The 24,003-nt window shown below is 70.4% G+C and carries 21 protein-coding genes and 3 pseudogenes; 14 read left to right on the top strand and 10 right to left on the bottom strand.

Going from position 1 to position 24,003, the window contains the following annotated elements:
• Window positions 1-95 precede the first annotated feature (95 nt).
• From ACZ3TS_RS37380 to ACZ3TS_RS37395, 4 genes and pseudogenes are all read left to right on the top strand, one after another.
• Window positions 96-833 (top strand): annotated as a pseudogene (locus ACZ3TS_RS37380) (VOC family protein); the annotation flags it as partial.
• 289 nt (window positions 834-1,122) lie between these two features.
• Entirely contained in the window at window positions 1,123-1,812 is a 690-nt protein-coding gene (locus ACZ3TS_RS37385) for a ribonuclease H family protein (protein ID WP_467626411.1), read from the top strand.
• A 199-nt stretch (window positions 1,813-2,011) separates the two neighbouring features.
• Window positions 2,012-4,096, top strand: a complete 2,085-nt coding sequence (locus ACZ3TS_RS37390; RefSeq protein WP_467626412.1) for a SpoIIE family protein phosphatase — start codon at window positions 2,012-2,014, stop codon at window positions 4,094-4,096.
• A gap of 79 nt (window positions 4,097-4,175) precedes the next feature.
• The gene (locus tag ACZ3TS_RS37395; RefSeq protein WP_467626414.1) at window positions 4,176-4,613 is read left to right on the top strand and encodes a PPOX class F420-dependent oxidoreductase; all 438 of its coding nucleotides are present in this window, start codon (window positions 4,176-4,178) and stop codon (window positions 4,611-4,613) included.
• Window positions 4,614-4,728: 115 nt separating this feature from the next.
• On the opposite strand, the gene ACZ3TS_RS37400 is transcribed toward ACZ3TS_RS37395, so the two are convergent.
• Entirely contained in the window at window positions 4,729-5,355 is a 627-nt protein-coding gene (locus ACZ3TS_RS37400; RefSeq protein WP_467626415.1) for an alpha-ketoglutarate-dependent dioxygenase AlkB, read from the bottom strand.
• Between the two features lie 238 nt (window positions 5,356-5,593).
• On the opposite strand from ACZ3TS_RS37400, the pseudogene ACZ3TS_RS37405 reads away from it, so the two are divergent.
• A pseudogene (locus ACZ3TS_RS37405) lies at window positions 5,594-5,716 on the top strand (M4 family metallopeptidase); the annotation flags it as partial.
• A 53-nt stretch (window positions 5,717-5,769) separates the two neighbouring features.
• Here the strand turns inward: ACZ3TS_RS37405 and ACZ3TS_RS37410 are convergent.
• A complete protein-coding gene (locus ACZ3TS_RS37410; RefSeq protein WP_467626416.1) occupies window positions 5,770-6,441 on the bottom strand; it encodes an AIM24 family protein in 672 nt (223 codons plus the stop codon).
• 145 nt (window positions 6,442-6,586) lie between these two features.
• Here ACZ3TS_RS37410 and ACZ3TS_RS37415 point away from each other — a divergent pair.
• Both ACZ3TS_RS37415 and ACZ3TS_RS37420 read left to right on the top strand, forming a co-directional pair.
• Window positions 6,587-7,086: pseudogene (locus ACZ3TS_RS37415) on the top strand (sensor histidine kinase); the annotation flags it as partial.
• A 101-nt stretch (window positions 7,087-7,187) separates the two neighbouring features.
• On the top strand, window positions 7,188-8,675 hold the full coding sequence (locus ACZ3TS_RS37420; protein ID WP_467626418.1) for an FGGY-family carbohydrate kinase: 1,488 nt from the start codon (window positions 7,188-7,190) through the stop codon (window positions 8,673-8,675).
• 76 nt (window positions 8,676-8,751) lie between these two features.
• Here ACZ3TS_RS37420 and ACZ3TS_RS37425 read toward each other — a convergent pair whose 3' ends face one another.
• The gene (locus ACZ3TS_RS37425) at window positions 8,752-9,951 is read right to left on the bottom strand and encodes an ABC transporter substrate-binding protein (protein ID WP_467626419.1); all 1,200 of its coding nucleotides are present in this window, start codon (window positions 9,949-9,951) and stop codon (window positions 8,752-8,754) included.
• A gap of 392 nt (window positions 9,952-10,343) precedes the next feature.
• On the opposite strand from ACZ3TS_RS37425, the gene ACZ3TS_RS37430 reads away from it, so the two are divergent.
• The 3 genes from ACZ3TS_RS37430 to ACZ3TS_RS37440 all read left to right on the top strand — a co-directional run bounded on the left by ACZ3TS_RS37430 (window position 10,344) and on the right by ACZ3TS_RS37440 (window position 13,089).
• Window positions 10,344-11,207: a cache domain-containing protein gene (locus tag ACZ3TS_RS37430; protein ID WP_467626420.1), complete on the top strand. Its 864-nt coding sequence runs from the start codon at window positions 10,344-10,346 to the stop codon at window positions 11,205-11,207.
• Between the two features lie 82 nt (window positions 11,208-11,289).
• Entirely contained in the window at window positions 11,290-12,597 is a 1,308-nt protein-coding gene (locus ACZ3TS_RS37435; protein WP_467626421.1) for an MFS transporter, read from the top strand.
• Window positions 12,598-12,717: 120 nt separating this feature from the next.
• Entirely contained in the window at window positions 12,718-13,089 is a 372-nt protein-coding gene (locus ACZ3TS_RS37440; protein WP_467626423.1) for a DUF6479 family protein, read from the top strand.
• A 54-nt stretch (window positions 13,090-13,143) separates the two neighbouring features.
• Here the strand turns inward: ACZ3TS_RS37440 and ligD are convergent, their stop codons facing one another.
• Window positions 13,144-14,118: a non-homologous end-joining DNA ligase gene (ligD, locus tag ACZ3TS_RS37445; RefSeq protein WP_467626424.1), complete on the bottom strand. Its 975-nt coding sequence runs from the start codon at window positions 14,116-14,118 to the stop codon at window positions 13,144-13,146.
• Window positions 14,119-14,197: 79 nt separating this feature from the next.
• Entirely contained in the window at window positions 14,198-15,094 is an 897-nt protein-coding gene (locus tag ACZ3TS_RS37450) for a Gfo/Idh/MocA family protein (RefSeq protein WP_467626425.1), read from the bottom strand.
• A 161-nt stretch (window positions 15,095-15,255) separates the two neighbouring features.
• Here ACZ3TS_RS37450 and ACZ3TS_RS37455 point away from each other — a divergent pair, with 161 nt between their 5' ends.
• A complete protein-coding gene (locus tag ACZ3TS_RS37455) occupies window positions 15,256-16,680 on the top strand; it encodes a M1 family metallopeptidase (protein ID WP_467626426.1) in 1,425 nt (474 codons plus the stop codon).
• 1 nt (window position 16,681) lies between these two features.
• Here ACZ3TS_RS37455 and ACZ3TS_RS37460 read toward each other — a convergent pair whose 3' ends face one another.
• Both ACZ3TS_RS37460 and ACZ3TS_RS37465 read right to left on the bottom strand, forming a co-directional pair.
• Window positions 16,682-18,415, bottom strand: a complete 1,734-nt coding sequence (locus ACZ3TS_RS37460; protein ID WP_467626428.1) for an ArnT family glycosyltransferase — start codon at window positions 18,413-18,415, stop codon at window positions 16,682-16,684.
• Window positions 18,416-18,575: 160 nt separating this feature from the next.
• Window positions 18,576-18,794: a hypothetical protein gene (locus ACZ3TS_RS37465; RefSeq protein WP_467626429.1), complete on the bottom strand. Its 219-nt coding sequence runs from the start codon at window positions 18,792-18,794 to the stop codon at window positions 18,576-18,578.
• Window positions 18,795-18,907: 113 nt separating this feature from the next.
• Between ACZ3TS_RS37465 and ACZ3TS_RS37470 the strand changes: the two genes are divergently transcribed.
• Window positions 18,908-19,828, top strand: a complete 921-nt coding sequence (locus tag ACZ3TS_RS37470; RefSeq protein WP_467626453.1) for a LysR family transcriptional regulator — start codon at window positions 18,908-18,910, stop codon at window positions 19,826-19,828.
• A gap of 506 nt (window positions 19,829-20,334) precedes the next feature.
• Here ACZ3TS_RS37470 and ACZ3TS_RS37475 read toward each other — a convergent pair.
• A complete protein-coding gene (locus ACZ3TS_RS37475) occupies window positions 20,335-20,835 on the bottom strand; it encodes a hypothetical protein (RefSeq protein ID WP_467626430.1) in 501 nt (166 codons plus the stop codon).
• A 243-nt stretch (window positions 20,836-21,078) separates the two neighbouring features.
• Between ACZ3TS_RS37475 and ACZ3TS_RS37480 the strand changes: the two genes are divergently transcribed.
• Window positions 21,079-21,609: a hypothetical protein gene (locus tag ACZ3TS_RS37480; protein ID WP_467626432.1), complete on the top strand. Its 531-nt coding sequence runs from the start codon at window positions 21,079-21,081 to the stop codon at window positions 21,607-21,609.
• A 265-nt stretch (window positions 21,610-21,874) separates the two neighbouring features.
• Here the strand turns inward: ACZ3TS_RS37480 and ACZ3TS_RS37485 are convergent, their stop codons facing one another.
• Together ACZ3TS_RS37485 and ACZ3TS_RS37490 are read right to left on the bottom strand one after the other, a co-directional pair.
• Window positions 21,875-22,135 carry a hypothetical protein gene (locus tag ACZ3TS_RS37485; protein ID WP_467626433.1) on the bottom strand — a complete coding sequence of 87 codons (261 nt, stop codon included), beginning with the start codon at window positions 22,133-22,135 and terminating at the stop codon, window positions 21,875-21,877.
• A gap of 127 nt (window positions 22,136-22,262) precedes the next feature.
• Window positions 22,263-23,075, bottom strand: coding sequence for a DUF1990 family protein (locus ACZ3TS_RS37490; RefSeq protein ID WP_467626434.1), 813 nt, complete (start codon window positions 23,073-23,075; stop codon window positions 22,263-22,265).
• Here ACZ3TS_RS37490 and ACZ3TS_RS37495 point away from each other — a divergent pair.
• Complete coding sequence (locus ACZ3TS_RS37495) at window positions 22,963-23,613, top strand: DUF4360 domain-containing protein (protein WP_467626435.1); 651 nt, start codon at window positions 22,963-22,965, stop codon at window positions 23,611-23,613. The two genes, ACZ3TS_RS37490 and ACZ3TS_RS37495, sit on opposite strands and share 113 nt — an antisense overlap.
• Window positions 23,614-24,003 lie beyond the last annotated feature (390 nt).

Below are 24,003 nucleotides of genomic sequence, written 5' to 3' on the forward strand. Positions count from 1 at the left end.
TACTCATGCTGAAGCCCTCACGCTTTGGTGATGAGACGGACCTTCCGGGCCGAAATGCCCGGATTGCTGAAATCTGTTGAGGATCAAAGCAACGGGCCAAGAGCTTCTACGGCGGCGACGTCCTCGGCTGGACGTTCGGCGAGGCGTCGTCCGAGTACGGCAACTACACGCAGGCGTACGCCGACGGCAAGACGGTCGCCGCCGTGGTGCCGCCCATGCCCGGGCAGGAGGGCCAGTCCGCCTGGTGCCTGTACTTCGCCTCGCCCGACGCCGCCGCGACCGCACGGAAGATCAGGGACAACGGCGGCGAGGTACTGATGGAGCCGATGCAGGTCGGGGACTTCGGCACCATGGCCCTGGCCCGCGACCCGAGCGGCGCCGTCTTCGGCGTCTGGCAGGCCGGCATCCACGAGGGCTTCGAGGCGAGGGCGGTGCCTGGCGCCTACTGCTGGGCCGAGGTGTTCACCCGCGAACCGGAGAAGTCCGACGTGTTCTTCCCGGCGGTCTTCCCCTATCGCGCCAAGCAGATCGAGGACGAGGCGATCGACTTCCGTATCTTCGAACTCGACGGGAACCCGGTGCTCGGCCGGATGAAGATGACGGAGGACTTCCCGCCGGAGGTGCCGCCGTACATCAACGTGTACTTCACCGTCGAGAACTGCGATGCGGCCGTCGAGCGGGCCATGAAGCAGGGCGGCATCCTGCGGTTCGGCCCGATGGACAGCCCCTTCGGCCGATTCGCCGCGCTGAGCGACCCCCAGGGCGCCAACTTCTCGGTCATCGACGTCACCAGCACGCAGGGCCGGATGCCGGACACGTCCGACGTCTCCTGACGGGCGCGGCACCCCCCGGCACCCGCGCCCTGCTGGAGGGACTGCGCCCCCTGACGCGGGGGAACGCACCGCCCTCCTACCGGTCTCGGGCTGGGCCCCGTGCTCGACCCCCCGGTGGCCAAGCAGCGCTCAGCGTCAGCCGCGGGATCGGCGTCCTGCGCGACAGGGGGCTGATGGGCGGCCCCCGGGACGGCAAGCAGGTCCTGCACGGGGCGACCCGTCTTGGCCTGCGCCTCCTCGACGGCGGGGGGCGTCGGCCCCGGGCCCGGAGCGATGGCCGGAGCGTGGCATGATCGGGGACATGCCTGAACGTGTTGTGGCCGCCTGCGACGGGGCTTCGAAGGGAAACCCCGGACCTGCCGGATGGGCCTGGGTGGTCGCCGACGACGACGAGATCCCGAGCCGCTGGGAGGCCGGCCCGCTGGGCACGGCGACCAACAACGTCGCCGAACTCACCGCTCTGGAACGCCTGTTGACAGCGGTTGACCCGGACGTCCCGCTGGAGATCCGGATGGACTCCCAGTATGCGATGAAGGCCGTCACGACCTGGCTTCCCGGCTGGAAGCGCAGCGGCTGGAAGACCGCCGCCGGCAAGCCTGTCGCCAACCAGGACCTGGTCGTACGCATCGACGAGCTGCTGAACGGGCGCGAGGTCGAGTTCCGCTACGTTCCCGCGCACCAGGTCGGCGGCGACCGCCTCAACGACTTCGCGGACCGCGCCGCCAGCTATGCGGCCAGCGTCCAGGAACCGGCGGGCAGCGCCTACAGCTCCCCGGAGCCGCCGCCTTCACCCGATCCGGCCGCCTCCGCCCCGGTCCGGCGCGCCGCCCCCGCGAGAAAGCGTGCCTCCAGCCGCACCATCAAGGCGAAGTTCCCCGGCCGCTGCGTCTGCGGCCGCCCCTACGCCGCGGGCGATCCCATCGCCAAGAACGCGCAGGGATGGGGTCACCCGGAGTGCCGCACGGCCGGCGAGGACTAGGGTCCCGTCGGGGCGGAATGCCGGTGGACGACGGTTCGTCGGCTCTCGACTTCGGAGACCCCTCCGATTCCGGGCTGGTCACGCGTCGCGCGCGGGGCCTTGGGTCGCCGTATGCACAGGGGCGGAGTACACCGGAAGAGGGACGCACGAGCGGTTCGCGGATGAGACTCGCTGTCGGGCGGCACTGGAGGTGACTTCCATGGCAGACGGCGCTCGGGTCGATGCCGCTGGTGACGCCTGGATGTCGGTGCTGGATGCCCTGTTCACCCGGTCGCCGATCGGCCTGGCCGTCCTGGACACCGAGTTGCGTGTGCTGCGTATGAACACGGCCACGCCCGCCATGCGGGGGCTGAGCGATGAGGACGTCGTCGGGCGGCGTTTCGCCGACTTGCACCTTGTGGTGGAGATGGACGCGGCCGAGGATCTGCTGCGCCGGGTGCTGCAGGACGGTGTTCCGCTGCAGGGGCGGGTCGTGCGGGTGCGGCCACCTGCCTACCGCGGCCAGGAACGTCTGTACGAGATCTCGGCGTTTCGTCTGGAGGACCCTCGGGGCGAGGTGCTCGGCGTGGCGTTGACGGTGGTGGACGTCACCGAGCGGGAAACGGCCCGGATCCGGCTGGGCATTCTCGACGCGGTGCGCGAGAGTGTGGGACGCACTCTGGACGTGGTGGCGACCTGCCAGGAGTTGGCCGAGGCCCTGGTGCCCGCATACGCGGATGTGGCGGTCGTGGAGGTGGTGGACGCCGTCATCCGAGGTGATGATCCTCCGCTGTCTCCCCTTCGTCGTGACGTACGGCTACGGCGTGTTGCATTTCGCAGCAGCGCCGAGGAAGGTCAGCCCCAGGCGCACCCCGTGGGTGACGTGCGGGCTCTTCCGGGACCGACTCCCTTCAGTCAGGCCCTGGCCGACCTGCGACCCCGCGCCGCCACTCTGTGCTCCAGCCTGCCGTGGCTGGCCGCCGACCCGGCTCGCGCCCGCGCCATCCGCGCAAGCGGAGCGCACGCCCTCCTCGCCGTCCCCCTGGAGTTGCGCGGCACGGTGATGGGTTTGGTGAGCCTTTATCGCAGCACCGGGCCGCCCCGCCCCTACGACGAGGACGACATCGAACTCGCCCGTGACGTCGCACGGCACACCGCCCTGTGCATCGACAACGCCCGCCGCTACACCCGGGACCACACGGTGGCGGCGACCGTCCTGCGGCACATGCTGCCGCTGTTTCCCGCCTCCCACACCGCCCTGGAAGCCGCCGGCATCGCCCGTCCCGGTGCCGACGGGAGTGGGTGGTTCGACGTCATCGCCCTGTCCGGCGCCCGTACCGCCCTGGTCGCCGGAACGGTCTCCGGGGGAGGCATCGACGCCACGGCGACTCTCGGACAGTTGCGCACCGTGGTCCACTCCTTGGCCGCCCTCGACCTGGAACCGGAGGAACTCCTTGCGCGTCTGAACGACACCGCCGCGCTCCTGGCGGCCGAGCGCTCAGTGCTGCCGCCAGGCAATCCGCTGCATCGTGAGCCGCTCACCGCGACCTGCGCGTATGCCGTGTACGAGCCTCTGACCCGGATCTGCACTGTCGCCCGGGCGGGCCACCCCGCGCCCGTCGTCCTCCACCCCGACGGCACCCTCGTCAGCCCCGACAGCTCGGCCGGACCGTGGTTGGGCAGCAGTGACCAGGCACCCTTCGCCGCCGACCGTATGCAACTGCCGCTCGGCAGCGTGATCGCCTTCCCCAGCGCCCCGGACCTGGCCACGCACCTGATCTGTGCCCATAGCCCCCTCCGCTCGGCCGCGGCAAAGGGCGACCGTCCCGTACAGGACCTCTGTGACGACATCCTGTACAGCCTCCCGGCCGACATGGAGGCCGGCGATGCCGCCCTCCTGCTGGCCCGCACACGCCCGTTCCCGTGCGATCGGGTCGCCGCATGGCGACTCGACGACGAGCTCACCGCAGCCGCCACGGCCCGTGAGTACGCCCGTGACCGACTCACCGCATGGAAAGTGGGGGAGGAGATATCTCTCAACGCCGAACTCATCGTCAGCGAACTGGTCACCAACGCCCTCCGCTACGGCAGCCCTCCACTGGAGTTGCGCCTGATCCTGGACCGTGCGCTGTCCTGCGAGGTCAGTGACTCCAGCGCCATGGCACCGTACCTGCGGCACGCCCGCACCACCGATGAAGGCGGGCGGGGGCTGTTCATCGTCGCGCAACTGGCCCAGGAATGGGGTACTCGCTACTCGCCCGAGGGCAAGACCGTCTGGACCGAGCAGGCGCTTGAACCACCGTGATTCTGCATCTTTCGGGGGAAGTCCCCTCGTGCCTGCGCCCGCAGGCGTATCCGCTCGGCCGTGGCACCGTTGAAGGGACATGACGAACCAGAACAGCCGTCTGCCCCGGGAACTGCGGGACCTGATCGAGTCCGGCCCCATGGCCCACCTGAGCACCGTCAATTCCGACGGGAGCCCGCAGGTGACCGTCATCTGGGTCGGGCTGGACGGCGACGACGTGGTCAGCGGTCATATGGCGCGGCACGTGAAGCTGCGCAACATGGAGCGGGACCCGCGGGTCGTGCTGTCCTTCGACGCCCCGCGGGTGCCCGGCGCCTTCCTCAACGAGTACGCCACGCTGCGGGCGCGGGCCACCGTGCAGCCGAGCGACGGCACATGGGATCTGCTCAACCGCCTGGCCAAGGTCTACATGTCCCCGGACGCCGAATTCCCGGCGCCGAAGGGGCCCGGCTACATCGTGCGCTACTCCGTCGAGCGGATCGGCGGTGTCGGCCCCTGGGCGGCGGCCTCGCACTGAGCGGCGGCCCGCCCCCGCGGAGTCAGTCGGTGTCGAAGGCGGTACGCCGTGTGGTCCAGCAGGTCCGCCTGGCCTCGTCGTCCCACGGCTTCATGGGCCGGCTCCTTGATCCGGCTCAGTTCACACCCTGCGGCCGGAACTGGATGCTGATCCGAGGGCCGGTCGCCCGTGTGCTCTTCGGGATCGCGTGCTCCCAGGTCCGCTGGCAGGAGCCGCCCATCACGATCAGGTCGCCGTGTCCGAGTGGACGCCTGATCGTCTGTCCGCCGCCGCGCGGCCTGAGGGCCAGATCGCGTGGCGCGCCGACGGAGAGGATGGCGACCATCGTGTCCTCCCGCGCGCCGCGGCCGATCCGGTCGCCGTGCCAGGCCACGCTGTCCCGTCCGTCCCGGTAGTAGCAGAGCCCGGCCGTGGTGAAGGGTTCCCCCAGTTCGGCCGCATAATGCGCGGACAGGGCGGCGCGTGCCTCCTCGAGGACTGGGTGCGGCAGTGGCTCGCCGGCGCGGTAGTACGAGAGCAGCCGCGGCACGTCCACCGTCTGCTCGTACATCTGCCGCCGTTCGGCGTGCCACGGCACTTCGGCGGCCAGTTTCTCGAACAGCGCATCGGCACCGCTCAGCCAGCCCGGCAGCAGATCGATCCACACCCCGGCATCGAGCGGAGTCCGCCGCAGCCCGTCGAGCGTGCCGAGCCGGATGTCGTCGGTCTGGTCGAACAGCGAGCCCTGGAGGTGCGTGGCCATACGCGCCAGCGTACCCCCTTGTTCGAAAATGTGTTCTGTTTGAGTGGTGGGGTACGGCAGCCCTGCGCGACCTCTGGCGACTCGTTTACAGCGAAGCAACTTGGGTGGTGACATCCTGATCAACAACGGGCGGGTGGCAGGGTCGATCGCGGACGTATTCCCCGGCGGCTGTCCGGGGCGGGTGTAGTCGTCCGCCGCTGTGCCTCCCGTCGCCGACAGCCCTCCACCCCGCCTCGAAGACGCGCGCACCGCGACGCTGAAGGCCGCCGACGACATGTACGGCGCGTGCAGCACCGCGTACCGGACGGTCGACAAGGCATGGGCCGCCGTCCACGTGACGGCTGCCAACACGCCGTCCTCCGGCGGGAGGCTGACACGGCGGGGGCCCGCCCTCGCCGAGCGGCCCCCGCCCGGTCAGTGCTCCTTCTGCGGGGTCAGCTCGCTGGGCCGTACGACCACATACCCCTCACCCTCCAGTTTGAGCTGGATCGCCTCGCCCGAGCCGCCGCGCAGCATCGAGCCGATGGACTGCGACCGGTGCAGCGAGGTGTGCAACTGCGCCGTCCAGCCGACCACCGCGTCCGTGTCGACGTACACCGGCTGCTGCGGCGAGACGGGTATGACGAGCGGACTGCCCTCGCATACCAGGCCCAGTCTGCCGTGACCGGTGAACACGCTGTTGAACAGTCCGCCGCCGGTGATGCCCGCGCCCTTAACGGTCTGGATCCGGTACGCCAGGGTCGCGTCGAAGCACAGCACGTTGCGCCCGTTGACGGTGAACTCGTCGCCCGACTCGACATCCACGATGAAGCAGTTCTGCGCCTCGTGCGCGAACCATGCCTCGCCCTGGCCGCGCACCGTCATCAGCGGCAGCCCCTCACCGGTGACCGCCCGCTTGAGCATCCCGCCCACGCCCTGGCCCTTGCGCTCGAACTGAAGGTTGCCGCGGTAGGCGACCATCGCCCCCTGCCGGGCGAACATCTCGCCGCTGACGACGTACCGGATGGATTTGGCGTTCTGCACGGACATGCCCGGCTCTGCGGCCGGCTGCACCATGTGGTCACTGGAAAAGAGATCACCCTTCATGCGCGCATCCTGTCCCGGAGGCTCTCCTTCCGCCAAGATCACGGATGTCCTGAAACGGCAACAACTCGGCTTGTGACCGCGCGCACTCGGGACATGGCCGGGGTGCCGCGCCGCGGCCTGACGAGTTCCTCACTATGCGGTCGCCGTCCAGGACCTTGCGGCCGCTGACGCGGGCACCCTGCGACTGCACCGCGAACCCATCCGCGCCGACGAGCTCCTCGCCCAGGTCGCCGCCGACACAGCGGGCATACGCCTGGTCACGACGGTCGACGAAGGGCCATGGGTGGACGCCGATCCGGTCCGTATGCGGCAGGCGCTCGGCAATCTGGTGTCCAACGCGATCCGCCACACCCAGGCCGACGGCGTGATCACGCTCCCCGGCCGGGCCGACGGCGACCAGGTGGCCTTCGAGGTGGCCGACACCGGCAGCGGCATCGCGGCGGAGGACCTGCCGCATGTCTTCGACCGGTTCTGGCGTGCCGACAAGTCCCGCAGCAGACGCACCTGGCGGCAGCGGCCTCGGGCTGCCCATCGTCCGTCAACTCGCCGCCGCCCACGGCGGCACGGTCACGGTGCCTCCGAGGCCGGCGCCGGCTCGGTCTTCACCTGCGGCTGCCGGCCACGGTGCCACCGGGAGACGGCTGAGGCACCGGGACAGGCCGGGTCGACTTCTCCGTTCCAGCCGGTGGTCGCCCCCGAAGAGGGGAACGATGTCCCGGGAGTCTCTAGGCGGAGGACGGGAACGCATGACGGTGCTCGGTGTCGACATCGGTACGTCCAGCAGCAAAGGTGTGCTGGTCGGTGCGGACGGGACGGTTCTCGGCACCGCGGTGCGCCCGCATGCGGTCGGCCGCCCCAGGCCCGGCCACGTCGAAATGGACGCGCGTGTCTGGTGGGAGGAGTTCGCCTCGCTCGCCCGCGAGTTGATCAACCCCAAAACCGTCGTCGAGGCGGTCGGCGTCAGCGGTATGGGCCCGTGCGTCGCTCTGGCCGACGAGACGGACACGCCGTTGCACCCGGCCATCCTCTACGGCGTGGACACCCGCGCCACCGCCCAGATCGCCCGGCTCGAAGCCGAACTGGGCCGCGACGCCGTCCTCGGGCGCTGCGGGTCCTTGCTGTCCACCCAGGCGGTGGGCCCCAAGATCCTCTGGCTGGCCGAGCACCGGCCCGACGTCGCCGCCCGCGCCCGGCGGCTGTACATGCCCAGTTCCTACCTGGTGCGGCGGCTCACCGGCGCGTACGTCCTCGACCACCATTCGGCCAGCCAGTCCGTGCCGCTGTACGACTCCCTCGCCCAGGAGTGGTACCGCCCTTGGGCGCGCCGAATCGCGCCGGACATCGAACTGCCGCCCCTGCGCTGGCCCGGCGACATAGCCGGTCACGTCACCGCCGAAGCGGCCGCCGTCACCGGGCTCCCCGCCGGTGTCCCGGTCGTCACGGGCACGATCGACGCCTGGTCCGAAGCGCTGAGCGTAGGTGCCCAGCACACCGGCGATCTGATGCTCATGTATGGCAGCACCATGTTCTTGATCAACACAGTGTCGGAGCGGCTGCTGGTGCCACAACTCTGGAGCACGGTGGGCGCATTGCCCGGAACGCGCAGTCTCGCGGGCGGGATGGCCACCTCCGGGATGATCATCGACTGGCTGCGCGACCTGCTCGGCGCCTCCGACCACGACGCGCTCCTCACCGAGGCCGAGGCGTCCGGCCCCGGTGCGAAGGGCCTGTTGATGCTGCCCTACTTCGCGGGCGAGCGGACCCCGGTCGCCGACCCGGACGCCCGCGGAGTGATCGCCGGACTGACCGTGGAGCACACCCGCGGCGACCTCTATCGCGCCGCGCTGGAGGCCACGGCCTACGGCGTACGCCACAACGCCGAGGCGATGCGTGCGGCCGGCGCCGACATCCGCCGGGTCGTCGCCGTCGGCGGAGGCACCCGGGGCGGCCTGTGGACCCGTATCGTCTCCGATGTCACCGGTCTGGAGCAGGAGCTCAGGACCGTGACACTCGGCGCGAGCTACGGCGCCGCGTTCCTTGCCGCGAGCGCGATCGGTGACGCGGACATCGACACCTGGAACCCGGTGCGTGAGCGCCTCGCGCCCGACGCGCGCCGACGGCCCCGGTACGACGACCTGTACGACCTGTATCTGCGGCTGTACCCGGCGACACGCGACATCGGCCACGCCCTCGCGCGCCACCAGCGTGCCACCGCTGACGCTCCGCCCCGGTGAGGTCCGTCCGTCCCGGCCCGGGGGTGAGCCCGTCCTGACCTCCGGCACGACGGGCTCACCCCCGGGCCGGACCTCGTCAGCCCTTGATCTCGGTCCAGGCCTGTACCCACTTGGCATAGGGCACGCACTTGACGTCCGTGCGGCCGTCGAGGCACTGCTCGATGGGCGTCGTCCAGAACGCGATGTCCTTCCAGTAGCTCTCGTCGGTGGCGTGGAAGGTGTCGCAGAACGCCGGGTCGCTGGTGGCGTCGCAGGACTTGATGTTGGCGGGCGCCTCGCCGTAGTACTCGGCGACCTGGGCGTTGACCTTGGGCGAGATGATCCAGTTCATCCATTTGTAGGCGCAGTTGGGATGCTTGGCCTTGGCGGAGAGCATCCAGGTGTCGGACCAGCCGGTGGCGCCCTCCTGGGGCAGGACGGCCTTGACCTTGGCGCCCTCGCTCTGCGCCAGGTTGGCGATGACCTGCCAGGTGGTGCCGATCACGGAGTCGCCGCTCTTGAACGCGGAGATCTCCTTGAGGTAGTCGCTCCAGTACTCACCGACGTCGGCGTGCTGCTTCTTCAGGAGGTCGACGGCCGCGTCGAACTGCTCCTGGTCGAGTGCGTAGGGATTCTCGATGCTCAGGCCCGGCCGGGTCTCACGCAGATACAGTGCCGCGTCGGCGATGTAGATCGGGGAGTCGTACGCCGTGACATGCCCCTTGTACTGGGACGCGTCGTCGAAGACCGCGGACCACGAGATGGGCGCGGGCGACACGTCCTTCGTGTTGTACATCAGCAGGTTCGCGCCACGGCCGTGCGGAATGCCGTACGCCGTGCCGTCCACGGAGTTCCAGCTCTGGTTCTTCAGCCCGAAGAAGACGTCCTTGAAGTTGGGCACCAGATCCGTGTTCACCGGCGCCGCCTCGCCGGAGGCGATGAGCCTGAGGGAGGCGTCACCCGAGGCGGAAACCGCGTCGTAGGCGCCGGACTTCATCAGCTTGACCATCTCGTCCGAGCTGGCCGCCACCTTGTTATGGACCTGACACCCTGTCTGCTTTTCGAAGGGCGTGACCCAGTCGGCCTTCGGGTCCGTGGATCCGTCCTCCACATATCCCGCCCAGGAGATCAGGTTCACCTGCCCTTCCGTGGAGCCGAGCTCCGACTGTGCCTTCAGGTCCGGCGGGTTGAAACCGGACGAGGAGGCCGGGCTCGAGTCGGCGAACATCCCGCAGGCGCTCACGAACAGGAGGGAGCAGGCGGCGGCCGTCGCCTTGAGGGATCTGATCTGGCGCAAGGAAATCTCCACGGTGTGCGGAAGTGGGGGGAATCGGGGACAGAGTTGTGACGGCGGGTGACAGTGGGTGCGCCGGACGTACAGGATGCGACGCGGATGAAGGGCGCGGCGGTACAGCCGCGGGCGGTATCCGACGTCGGGTGGCGTGGTGACCGGGGCGGCGCCGGGGTGCCACGGATCGCGGTGGCGCACTCGGACGATGCTCCAGGTCGGCAGGCGGGCCGGGCGGCCTGCCCAGGGGTCCGCCCGCTGGACAGGGTGGTGTCGTTGGGCGGTCGGCGCGGCCATCACCTTACGGAGAGCCCAGAGGTGGATCAACTTCGTTGTGTGGAAAGAGAGTTGACGCAGAGTCAAGATGCGGTGAAGTGAGCCGGGCGTATACGGTCGCGGTCATGTCCGACTCCCTGCAGCAGCCCGGATCCTTGCCCTGCCTTCTCCCGTACCCCGTTCTTTCGACGGGCCCGAGCACACCCGCGAGAGACGGCGGCCGTCTCGCGGGCGCGGCGACGGCGACGCTCGGCCCGGCCACGGAAGCAAGTGTGGCGGCCCAGGTGCGCTGGACGCTGGAGGCCGTCTTCGACACGGTCGCCGACACCCGGGCCGCCACCACGGAGCTGCTGAACCGGATCGCCGCCCAGGGCCGCCGCCCGGCGAGCGCCGACCTCGCGGCGCTGCGTCCCGGCCTCCATGTCCACCTGGCCCGGCAGGAGCTGGTCTCCGGTGTCGGCTTCATCGCGGCACCGGGACTGCTCAGCGACGTACCGGCCTGGCTGGAGTGGTGGCAGACGGGCTCCGACGGCTCCGTGCGGCCGCTGGTGCTCGACCTGGATCCACGGCAGTCCGCGTACTCCGACTACACACACTGGGACTGGTTCGCGCTGCCCCGTGACACGGGCCGGCGCGCCGTCGCCGGTCCATACGTCGACTACCTCTGCTCCGACGAGTACAGCCTGACCCTGTCCGCGCCGGTCCACATCGGGGGCCGGTTCGCCGGGGTCGCCGCGGCGGACGTGTACCTTCGGCACTTCGAGGCTGCCGTGATGCCGCTGCTCCAAGGGCTGCCCGGACCGGCCCACCTGGTCAACGCCCGCGGCCGGGTGGCCGCCTCGGCCGACCCGGCCCACCTGGCCGGCTCGCTCACCAAAGGCCCCGACTTCGGCGCGCTGCTCGCCGACGCGAGGCCCGGCCGCCACGAGGGGCTGCGACTGGTCCCGTGCGACGACATCCCGCTCGTCCTCGTAGTGGCGGAGGACTGACCCGCCCCGGGTACCGCGATCACAGGCGGATCGGTGATAGTGAACCCTGAATCGAAAGGTGTACGAGGCAGTCAGGAAGTCCGTGGATACCAGTGAGAGTACGACCGACAGCGGAACGGTACCGGAGGGCGAGGGACCGGACGGGGACGAAGTCAAGAGCAGGGGCTGGCGCCGTTGGGCGATGGACACCCGGCCGCTGCGCCGCCCCGCCTACCGCCGACTGTGGTCGTCGACGATCGTCACCTCGGTGGGCAGCCAGCTCACGGCGGTCGCCGTACCCAAGCAGATCTACGACATCACGGGCTCGTCCGCCTGGGTGGGATACGCGAGCCTCGCCGGCCTCCTGCCGCTCGCACTCTTCGCACTGTGGGGCGGCGCCATCGCCGACAGCATGGACCGCCGCAGGCTGCTGCTGATCACCAACTCCGGCCTCGCCGTCACGTCCGTGCTCTTCTGGGTCCAGGCCGTCACCGGCCTCCACTCGGTCCTCGTCCTGATGGTGCTGCTCGCTCTTCAGCAGGCCTTCTTCGGCCTCAACGCCCCGGCCCGCAACGCCTCCATCGCCCGTCTGGTCCCGCCGGACGAACTTCCGGCGGCGAACGCGCTCGGCACCACGGTCATGCAGACCGGCCTGGTGGCGGGCCCCCTGCTCGCCGGCACCCTCATCCCCGTCATCGGCCTGTCCGAGCTCTACCTGGTCGACGCCGTGGCCCTGTGCGTGACGGTGTGGGCTGTCGTCCGGCTGCCCGCCCTGCCGCCTCTGGCGGCGGCGAAGAGCCGGGCGGGCTGGCAGGCGATAGCCGAGGGCTTCCGCTACATCTCGCTGCACAAGGTCCTGCTGCTGTCGTTCCTCGCCGACATCATCGCCATGGTGTTCGGTATGCCCCGCGCCCTGTTCCCGCAACTCGCCGCACAGACGTTCGCCCCTTACGGGGAAGGTCTGGCGCTCGGCCTGCTGTTCGCGGCGATCCCGATCGGCGCGGTACTCGGCGGCCTGCTGTCAGGCACGTTCTCCCGCGCCCGTCGCCACGGCCTGATGGTGATCGCGGCGGTGATCGCCTGGGGCGCCGCCATCACCGGCCTGGGACTGACCACCAACCTCTGGGTGGCCGTGGCGTTCCTCGCCGCCGCGGGAGTCGCCGACATGGTCTCGATGGTCTTCCGCGGCGCGATCCTGCTGTCCGCCGCCACCGACGAGATGCGTGGCCGGATGCAGGGCGTCTTCACGGTCGTCGTCGCCGGGGGCCCGCGTCTGGCGGACGTGCTGCACGGCACGGTCGGCTCGGCCCTCGGCGCACGCGCGGCCATCGCGGGCGGCGGCCTCCTGGTCATCGCGGCCACCCTCGGGTTGGCCCTGGCGACCCCGGCCCTGCGCGAGTACCGGATCTGACCCGGGCCCCGCGCCGGGACGACCGCTGATCTGCACCAGATCCCGAGAACACCGGAATCCCGATTCCCAAAGAATTTCTCCAGGGAGCCATTCCGATTCAACGGGAGTATGGTCATTGGCATGAATACGGCGAGCTATATAGTACTGGCTGTATCGCAGGAACAACTCAACGTGTTCTTCGCCTTCATCGGCGGAATGGTGGTTTCGGGCGCGCTGATCTGGGCCGTGCAACTCGGAATGCGTGTACGGGACCGGGAACCGGCACCACCCCGTCCGGAGGAGCAGCCGCACCTGCCCGAGGGCGGAGCGGTTCACGAGGAACGGGAAGTACGGGAGCCCGAGGAGGTGCCGCACGCGACGCAGGAGAGCGAGCGGCTGATGCCGTACGAACTCCACCACGCGGCGAGCAAACGCTGCGACGACCAGCACCGCAAACGCTGGCTCCCCGGATCCAGCGGTGCGTTCGGCAGTGGTGGCCCCGGCCACGTGTGAACCACTGCCCACCGCCCCGGCGACGGGACACATGCGTCCGGGCCCGGCCCGCACTCACGGCAGATCGGGCAGATCGGCCGCCGAGTCCTCCGGTGCGAGGTCCGGACGCAGACGCAGCCATGACGGCTGTCTGAGCAGACCGGCCCGGGTACGGGTGCTGTAGCGGACCTCGCCGACCAGTCTCGGCAGGACCCAGCGAGCGCCCGGCACCCTCGGGACGCGGTCGAAGGGACAGACGCGCGCCTCCACGGTGCGCAGCAGCCGGGCCAGTTCCGCCCGCTCGGCCTCGGTCCAGCCCGTGCCCACCCGGCCGACATAACGCAGCCTTCCCGCCTCCCGCTGCCCCACCAGCAGCGCTCCCGGCAGGCCTGACAGCCGTCCCTGCCCGGGCAGCCAGCCGCCGACGATCACGTCGACTGCCCGCACATTGCGGATCTTGATCCAGGACCGGGAGCGCACCCCAGGCTCGTACACCGAGTCCAGCTTCTTGCACACCAGCCCCTCCAAGCCGCTCTCCCGGGTCGCCTCGAGGGCCTGCGCCCCGTGCCCGACGAGCGCGCCCGGCGTCGACCAGTACGGCCCGGCCAGCGCGAGCGCCTCCAGTTGTGAACGTCTGCGGGCATAGGGCAGCGCGGTGAGGTCGCGCCGCAGGAACATCACGTCGAACAGCACGAGGTGCACGGGCGTCCATTGCGCACGGCGTACCGCCAGCGCGGGGGAGTGGGCGAGCCCCATGCGGGTCTGCAGCCGCTGGAAGTCGCCGCGCCCCCGCTCGTCCAGCGCCACCACCTCCCCGTCCAGTACGGCAGGCCTTGCGCCCAGGGCCTCGCCCAGCGGACGCAATTCCGGGTAGGCGTCGGTGATGATCTCGCCGGACCGGGCACGCAGCTCCAGACTGCCGTCGCCGGGCAGATAGACCACCACCCGCTGGCCGTCCTGTTTCGTCTCGTACGCCCACTGCGCGTCCTGCGGGGCGGGCGGCAAAGTGCCGGGCGTGGCGAGCATGGGGGCGATCAGCGGCAGTCTCACGGGTCAGTTGTGGACGCTGCCGCCCGCGCTCACGCGCCCCGGGCGGGCGTTTTCCCCTGAACGGCGCCTTCACGCCTCTTTACGCAGCGTGGGCGACCTGCGCGATCAGCTCCTGCAGCCGCAGCCCGCGTCGGGCGTCCAGCTCGCCGGACACCCCGGTGCGCACGGCGGTGGCGAACTCGCGGCGCAGCACCGGCCAGGCCTCCTCGTAGTCGAGCCCTGCCGTGTCGTACACCAGCGGGGGCTGCGGTCCGAAGAGCTCGATGTGGGTGCCGCCCTCGGGGACGTTCACGGATCCCGACAGCGAGCACTGGCTGACCGCGCCACCGGCGTGTTCGCAGGTCAGCTCGATCCAGCGACGGGGATCACCGGCGCCCCGTACGCGCTCGATGGGACCGATCGCCGCGTCCAGCAGATCGAGCAGATGCGGTCCCACATCCAGTAGTGCGCCGTGCTCCAGACGCCACGGGGTCGCGAAGTCCCCGCCCAGGAAGGCGCCGCTCAGCCCACAGGAGCGCGCACCGGCGATCTCCAGTCCCCGCGCGGAGGCCAGGAACCGCCGAGCCGCCGGGTGGTAACGGTTGCTCAGCACGAGCTGCGAGACGACGCCCGTCTCCTCGACCGCGTCGGCCAGCTGCCGAGCCGAAGCCAGATCCGCCCCGAGCGGCTTCTCCAGCAGCAGGGCCTTGCCGGCCTTCGCGGCCCGCCATGCCAGTTCCACCTGCACGGCCGGAGGAACCGAGAAGGCCACCGCCTCGCATGTGTCCAGGAGTTCCTCGAACCGGGCGGCGACGACCGCGCCGTACGGGGCCGCGGTCTCGCGGGCCGCCTCCTCACGACGCGCCCACACCGCCGTCAGCCTGGTCTCGGGCCCGGCCGCGAGCACCCGTGCGTGCACGGCGTGCGCCCAGGGGCCCGCACCGACCAACCCGACCCGCACCGGCTCGCCGGTCCACGGCAGCGACATGTCCGTCATGGAGGGAACTCCATCACGAATGCGCGGCCTTGAACAGAGGTGCATTCCGAGCCGGAAGAACGTCCCGGCGCCGCAAGGAACTTGACCGAACTGAGGTGATGGGGCTGCGGGGTGGCCCCCTAAGCTGACCGCCATTGATCAGCCCACCAACAGGAGACTCCGTGACGCCACCCCGTCGGCAGACCGTCAGACGCACCACCGTCCTTCACCGGCAGGCCGTCGCGGGAGCCGTCCCCGTCGCCCTCGCCGCCCTGTTCGCGGCCGCGGGCCCGGCGGCGGCCGGCACCGTGGGCTCGTCGGGGGCGGGCGACCCGTACTTCCCGCTGGAGGGCAACGGCGGCTACGACGTGCGCCACTACGACCTGTCCTTCGGCTACGACACCGGCAGCGGCCACCTCCACGGCAGGGCGGTGCTGGGCGCCCGCGCCACGCAGCCCCTGACCCGCTTCGATCTCGACCTCCGCGGTCTCAAGGTCACCGGTGTGACCGTGGACCACGTCAAGGCGTCCTACCGCCGCGACGGGCAGGAACTCGTCGTCATACCCCGGCGCGGGCTCCGCAAGGGCCAGGACTTCCGTGTCGCGGTCGACTACCAGGGCGAGCCCAAGCCGGTCACCGACCCCGACGGCTCGCTGGACGGCTGGATCCCCACCGACGACGGCGCGTTCGTGGCGGGTGAGCCGCAGGGCGCCATGACATGGTTCCCCGCCAACAGCCACCCCAAGGACAAGGCGTCGTACGACATCACGATCACGGTGCCCCAGGGGCGTTCCGCCGTCTCCAACGGCGTCCTCCTGAGCCGGCGGACCGCGAACGGACACACCACCTTCCACTGGCGCCAGTCCGAACCGATGGCCGCGTACCTGGCCACCGCCACCGTCGGGAAGTTCGACGTCGAGCAGTACACCACCCGGGACGGCCTCCGGGTCTACAACGCCGTCGACCCGCGCGAGGCATCGGCAGCAGCCCCCGTGCTCAAGAAGCTGCCCTCCGTCCTCGCCTGGGAGAGCAAGGTGTTCGGCCCTTACCCGTTCCGTGCGGCCGGAGCCATCGTCGACAGGGCCCCGGACGTCGGCTACGCGCTGGAGACCCAGACCCGGCCCGTCTACGACCGCGCACCCGACCTGAGCACTCTCGTCCACGAGAGCGCCCACCAGTGGTTCGGGGACTCCGTCACCCTGACCCGCTGGCAGGACATCTGGCTCAACGAGGGTTTCGCGACCTATGCCGAGTGGCTCTACAGCGAGCAGCACGGCGGCAAGACGGCCCAGCAGACCTTCGACGCCCTGTACGCCCGCCCGGCGGGCGACGGCCTCTGGACCTTCCCGCCCGCCGACCCCGGCAGCGGAGCCCACATCTTCGGCACGCCCGTCTACGCCCGTGGTGCCATGGCCCTGCACAAGCTGCGCACGGCCGTCGGGGACGCGACCTTCTTCCGCATACTGCGGACCTGGGCGGCCGACCACCGCAACGGCCACGGAACCACGGCCCAGTTCGTCCGTCTCTCGGAGCGGCTGTCGGGCAAGGACCTGGACGCGCTGTTCCACACCTGGATCGGCACGGCGGGCAAGCCGTCCGCGCCGTGAGCTACGGCCGCCGGAAGATCGTGATCGAGTGACCGACCTCGTCGATCGCCCTGCTGCCGCGCAGCAGCTGTTTCAACCGGCCCTCGGCCTTGGCGATCGACGTGTCGGACACGACGAGCAGCCCGTGCACCCGGCTCGGGGCCACCCTGAGCGGGTCGTGCCCGTGGATGCCGTACCACGACGGCACACCGCTGCCCTTGTAGACGAGCCAGACGTCCTCGTCGTCCGGATAGCGCTCGCGCAGCCGGTCGGCCAGCCGTCCGAGGTCCTGTCCCCAGTCGACGTTCGAGTCGTGCAGCCTCAGATGCGTCTTCGAAGGGCCGCCGAACGCCTCGTTGGAGTACGGCAGGTAGTACGGAAACGTCCGCAGCGAACTGACCGCGACGAACACGACCAGTGCCGCCGTCACCCCGTAGACCCACCGTCGCCGCAGCGCGAGCACACAGGCGGCGGCGACGGCGAAGAACACCGGCACGAAGATCGCGTACCGCACCCCGAGGTCGCGTGAGCCCTGCATGGCAACGGTCAGCAGCACCGCAGGGGGCAGCAGCACGTACGGCACGGCGGCGCGCAGCCGGGGGACCGCTGCCAGGGCCAGGGTTCCACCGAGCCACAGCGCCGCCATGCCGAGCGGGGTCTTCACCAGCAGCGCGGCGGGCAGGTAGTACCAGCGGGAGCCGGAGTAGAGCCGACCGAACAGATAGCCGTGCCAGGTCGCGCTCTCGAAGCCGAACTGGATGCGCATTCCGTCGCGGTACGCGTCGGGGAAGGGCATCCAGTCGATCAGCAGGGCACGCAACCCGCGCACCTTCGGCACGTTCGCGGGTGTCGTCCACCGCAGCCGGGGATCGACGGCGAGGTAGACGGCCCAGACGACACCGACCAGGACGACCGTGACGCCGATGGCTGCCACCAGGGCCGCTGCCGCACGCCGCCGTCGCGGCACCCCTTCGCCCTGCGCATGCCAGTACGACCATCCGGCCAGCGCCAGCAGGACGGGCACCGCGGGCAGCGTGCTCATCTTCGTGGCCATCGCGGCACCCGACGCCACCGCGGCGAGCGGCAGATACCGCAGCGGGCGCCGTCGCGCCCGCCACACCATCCACGCGGCCGCCACCACGAACCCCGCCGCGGGCACGTCGAGGGTGGCCAGGGAGCCGTTCGTGATCAGGTCGGGTGAGAACGCGTACAGGGCGAGCGCCGCAAGTCCGCCCACGGAGCCGACGAGATCCGTTGCGAAGCCGAAGACCACCAGCCCGAACAGCAGCGTCACCACCATCACCGGCAGCCGGGCCCAGAACATCACCCGCCACGCGTCGTTGCCCGACTCGTACAGCAGCCGCTGCCCCAACCGGCCCTGGTCGCCCTGGAAACCGGGTTCGAGATGCGGGTGGGCGAAGACCGTGCCGGTCGCGATGATCAGCTTGCCGAGAGGCGGGTGCTCCGGGTTGAACCGCAGACTGTGCTCCCGCACGTACACGACCGATGTGCCCACGTACACGGGCTCGTCGATGGTCGGGGTCTGCTGCACGGCCGTGGTGACCATGACGAACGCCATCTGCGCCAGCAGGGCGAACACCGCCAGGACGAGCAGCGGGCGCCGGTGCCGCCGCAGCAGTGCCCAGCGGCCGGAGCCGCCCCGCGGCGACGAGCACGGACCGGGTGCGGACGGGCCGACCGACGCCGGGTGGCCACCCCCGCCGGGCGTGAGGAGCGACTGCCGTTCGTACGTCATCGTCCGCGCTCCCCGGTGTACGTCCCGTCCGAGCCGCCGCCCGCGCACCCGGCGCCCGTGCATGCTGCCATGTCCCTTGCTACGTCAGCACGATACGAACTTGCTCAACCGCGGGCGTGTCGGGACTACGACGGCCTCCCACCGGGCCGGCAGGTCGGCCTCACCAGCCGCAGGGATGACGCGTCGGCGCCGCGGGCCGACTACGGGAGACGACGCGCATGCCGAGGGCGTCGACGAGGCGTACCTGGAGCGAGCCGCATCCGCAGCGGGTCCAGACGGTGCGGCCGGCGCCCGTGGTGTGCCGGGAGACCAGCTGGAACGGTTCGGCGTGGTCGGGCCATCCGCAGTACGGACAGGCAGGGGCAGGCGTACAGGTCATCACGGACTCCCTTCTGCTCCTGGGCGGAACTGTGTCGACACCACCAGCGTGTACGCACGCCGCCGTTCATGTCCACGTTGACTTACCGGAGCACACCGTGAAGCGTGGACTTCATGATTGATCTGCGCCGGCTACATGTCCTGCGCGCCGTCGCGCACTACGGCACCGTCACCGCCGCGGCCCGCGCCCTGCACTTCACGACATCCGCCGCCTCCCAGCAGATTCGCCAGCTCTCCCGGGAACTGGGCGTCGATCTGCTGGAGCCACAGGGCCGCGGAGTACGGCTCACCCCCGCCGCCCGCAGTCTGCTGGCGCACGCCGACGCCATCCAGACCCGCTGGGAGCAGGCCGAACAGGACCTGCGCGCGGGTGACGGAGACGTGGCCGGACCGCTGCGCGTGAGCGGCTTCCCGGTGGCCGTCTCGGTGCTCCTCGCCCCGATGGCGGCACACCTGCGTGCCCGCCATCCGAGCCTGTCCGTGCGCATCCGGGAGGCGGGCGTCCCGGAGAGCTTCGATCTGCTCTTCGAGGGCGAGACCGACCTCGCCGTTGTGGAGGTCACCCCGCACAACCCGCCTCGGGGCGACGCCCGGTTCGACCAACGGCCGCTGATGGACGATCCGTTCGACCTGGTCGTGCCCGACGGTCACGAACTGGCGGACCGCGAGTGCGTCGACCTCGCGGACGCCGCCCTGGAGCCCTGGATAGCCCCGGTACCGGACAGCCCGTGCCGGCCGCATGTCCTGTCCGCGTGCGGTGCGGCCGGTTTCACGCCCGACATCGTCCACCACGCCCTCGACTGGAACGTGACGGCCCATCTCGTCGCCCACGGACTCGGCGTCGCCCTGATCCCGCGCCTGGCCCAGCTGCCGGCACATCTGCCGATCACCCGCGTGCGCTGTGCCGGCGATCCGCACCGCAAGTTCCTCACCTGCGTGCGCGCCGGAGGCAGTGCTCGACCGGCCCTCGCCGCGGCTCTCGCGCACTTGCGGAAGCTCGCGGCGACGACGGTGACCGACGGGCCGGTGGTGTAGCTAAGGCTCAGGGCCTCTCTTGGCGTCAGTTCTCGCGGCCACCGAACAGAGAGCGGGCGACCTGCTCCCACGCAAGTGGTCGCGCGAGGCGGTCGTCGTACTGCCCGACCAACAGTCGCACCGGTCCATCCCTACCTCAGACGTAGAAGTCTGACCGCGAGGTGGATACGCAGGTCGCCGGAGGCTCTCAGGCCCAGGCTGCCACCGGCACGGTCACGGCGGCTCTCCTCGTTCCGATTGTCCATGGCCCGGACACTGCCTTTGCCGCGCGCCCCCTCCCGTCAGGGGTGCGGCCAAGCGCGAGTGTGGACGGCTCAATTCCCGTGCGCCAATAGGTGGGTTGGTGCTTCAACGGGGTAATGCGAGGTGTGCCGTCGAATTGACTTTACGGGTGTTCGGCCGGTCGAATGAATCCGTTCGATCGGTCGAATTGTTCGGCCCGTCGTACGCGGGGACATGTCGTCCGCACAGGAAAGGCGAAGAAGAAAGAGGAATGGCCGCGCTCTTCAGGGGCGGGCGTACTCCTGCCGTACGACGGCGGCGAGTTGGGCGAGGGCCTCCTCGGTGCCGGTGCGGTCGGCGGCGTCGAGGACGGCGAGCGCGTCCGCGGCGGCCTCCCGCACGAGTTGGGGCACTTCGTCCAGCGCGGCCATCCGATAGGCGACGGTGCGCCGGGCGGCACGCTCCTCGGAGGTGACTCCCATGGGGCCGGTGTGCGGGAAGACCGCGGCCTCGTACGCGGCGACGTGGAGGAGCACCCCGTGTGCGATCCCTTCGGCGTAGCCACGGATCCCGGCCTCACGCCGGGCCGCTGCGAAGTGTGCCAGTGCACGTCGGCGGAAGAAGAGGGCGCCGAGTGCACTTGCGGCGCCCGCGCATACCGCGGTGACGGCAGCGGTCCGGGCGCCGCCGATCAGCGCGCCGATCAGCGCGCCGCTCGCGGTGGTCAGACAGACCAGCCCGCCGACGAGCAGAAGCAGGGCGCGGGCGGGCGTGATCTGGGCCATGGCGTGCAGTGTGCCAGCCGTCACTGTGACGACGGGCCGGACCACCGGCTCCGGGCCGGCGGCGGACGTGATGTGTGACACGTGCGGGTTCGTCTTCCGCGTGTCTGTCGGTGGATCCTTCCTGCGCACGGCTTGATCGGTGATCAAGCGGGGCAAATTCGCTGGCCAGGGGACGTTCCCTGCATTTGACACTTTGTTGTGTGCGCAGATAGGAAACATGGCGCGGAAGTGGAGAGGTGGAGCGTGCGCGAGCCCAATGTGATCGGCGACTGGCAGGAATGCTCGGACGAGCATGCCGGTCTGCGCGTCCGCGTCCACGGCCTGGAAAAGGCCGAACCGCCGCGGGGGCGCGACGAGGCCGCCGAGGGCCTGATCTATTTCCGCTTCCGGGTGACCGTCGAAAATCGTATGGAGGAACTTGTCGGCCTCCATCTCGAAGACGGTCAACTCGACATCCGTACTGGTTCCGACGGCGAGAGTGCTTTCCTCGACTGGCGCAACTCGCAATTCATCGAGGGGTTCGATCTCTACCCGCTGCGTCGCGCGACCGCTGTCCTGTACGCCGCCGCTTCGGAGTCCTCCCTGAATCTCGTCGACATCCAGGTGCAGTTGAAGGCGGACGACGAATGGGCCGACCGGTATCTGTGGTCCGGCGACATGACGGCCCCGGACGGCCTGCCCGGCTCGGGAACCCGCACCGACAGCGGGTCCGAGGGCCTGGTCTGCCAGATCACTACGTTCCTGCGCGAACAGGCGGAACGAGGGCAGAGTTGAGCCGTCTGCCGCTGTGCGGCTAATCGCCGCGATGTCGCCAGTACCACACCGCACCGGCCGCGAGAGCGAACAGGAAGACGAACGGCACGATCAGGCCGGGGATGCGGGCCGAGCTCATGCGGTTGCCCGGAAGGTGAAGCGGTGGTCAGGGTGCGCGGTTGTTGCCATGGCGTGATGGTGCCCTTCCCAGGGGCGGGTGACCATGGTCCGGACGCCTGTAATTGTGTACGAGCGCATCCCCGGTGCCCGGCGGCAGGGGTACGGGTCATTCGCGGTAGACGGTGAGCACGGCACCGTTGATCTCGATGCGCTGCGGAGTGGGACCCTCGCCGCGGCGGAGCATGGCGAGGCACTGCTCGAAGAGAGCGACTTCCTCCTCGCTGAGCACGGCGGCCGCGAGGTCGAGCAGTTCACCGATGGCGGCGTCGGTGAGGTCGGCAGGCAGCTCGCCGGAGAGCAGGACCACGGACTCTCCTGTCGGTCCCTTGACGATGGCGGTGGCGGGGCCGCCGTGTACGAAGAGCAAGGTTTCCCCCGGAAGGCCTGGGGCTTGCGGCTCACGGGGCCCAGGCAGGAGGAGAGACTAGCGGCGGATCATGCGAGTTTGGGCGGAAGTGGCTTCTTTTAGTGCAATGGTGTGGGGCGGTGGGCCATCATCTGCGCTCTCGGCTCACGGGGTGGCCGGGCAGGGTGCCGTAGGCGAAGCCGCACCGGTCCGGAGTGCCGACGACGGCGACTGTCCAGACCGGCTCTCGCACCACACACGGACCGACCCCGGCCGTGATGCGGTACTCGGCCCCCTCGACGACCCGGTCCCCTCCCCGCCGTGGCCTTTCACGGTGAAGCCGCTTCGCCGCCCGACGCCCCAGCGCAGCACCGCGGCCGCGGCGGTCTGCCAGTGCCCGCGCCCGATGACGACGGTACGGGTGAAGGGGCGCAGTCCCGTATTCCCCACGGGCCACAACGCGTCGGCAGGACGGGTCAGCTGCGCCCGGGCCGTAGGTGAGGACGCCCGCGGAAGATCCGCGAGTCATCGGGCTGTGAGGCATGGCTCCCCTGCTCGGCCGTGGGGTCGGGCCGTGGGCGTAACGCGGCCGTCTTCCCTCGGGCACGGCGATTGGCCGGAGATGGCCGTTCCGGTCGTGCGCCGGAGTACATACGATGCGGTCGCTCCAGGTCTTCACAGCCCCTTCACAGACTGGGGTGCGCATGGCTCTCGGTCTGGCATGCGCATGACACACAGCTGATCCAACGCACTGGTCAGCGACGGCCCCGCGCACACGCACGGGGCCGCACCCCCCAACACCCGGCGGCGCGCGCCGCCGGAACACCGATGCAACGGATGGGAGAATCATGGCTGGTGGACTGCTCCTGAGCGGCGCGACAGCGGCGCTCCTCGCCACCGCACTGCCTGCCCACGACCCCTCCTCCGGGATCGTCGACCCGCCCCCGGACAGGATCGTCATCAAGATCGCCACGGTGAACGGATCCGGCTGCCCGCAGGGAAGCGCCGCGGTCGCCGTCTCCCCGGACAACACCGCCTTCACGGTGACCTACAGCGATTACCTCGCCCAGGTCGGCGGCAACTCAGACCCCACCGCGTTCCGCAAGAACTGCCAGCTCAACCTCATCGTCCATGTGCCGCAGGGCTTCACGTACGCCATCGCCAGCGCGGACTACCGCGGCTTCGCCTCGCTCCAGCGCGGCGCCGGCAGCACGGAGAAGGCCTCGTACTACTTCCAGGGCTCGTCGAACACGGCGGCCATCACCCACCCGTTCAGCGGGCCGTACAACGACAACTGGCAGGCGACGGACACCACGGACTGGGCACAGCTGGTCTGGGCTCCCTGTGGCGTGCAGCGCAACTTCAACATCAACACCGAACTCCGCGTCAGCGCCGGCACGTCGGCGCCCGGCAGTACGAGCTTCATGACCATGGACTCGACGGACGGTGACATCAGCACCGTCTACCACCTGGCCTGGAAGGAGTGCCCCGCGTCCTGACGGACCGCCGGCAGGCCGTCACCGGCTCCTTCACACCGGAGCCGGTCGACGCCTGGGTCGCCGACGCCCTCGTCCGCGGGGACGTGGACGAACTCGCCACGTTCCGCACCCGGGCGCCGGGAATGCCGTACGCCCGTCCGACGGCGGACCACTACATCCCGTTGTTCGTCGCGCTGGGCGCCGCCGCCCGGGCCGACCGGCCCGTTGAGACGGTCATCGACGGGTACATGATGGGGTTCACAAAGCGTTCGTTCCAGACCGCCGTGGGGGCGGGGGGGGGCCCCCCCGGGGGGCCCCCCGCCCCCCCCCCCCCGGGGCCCCCCGGGGCCCGACCCCCCCCCCCCCGGCCCCCCGGGCGGGGGGGGGGGGGGGGGGGGGGGGGGGGGGGCC

The organism is Streptomyces sp. NPDC022910, assembly GCF_055561075.1.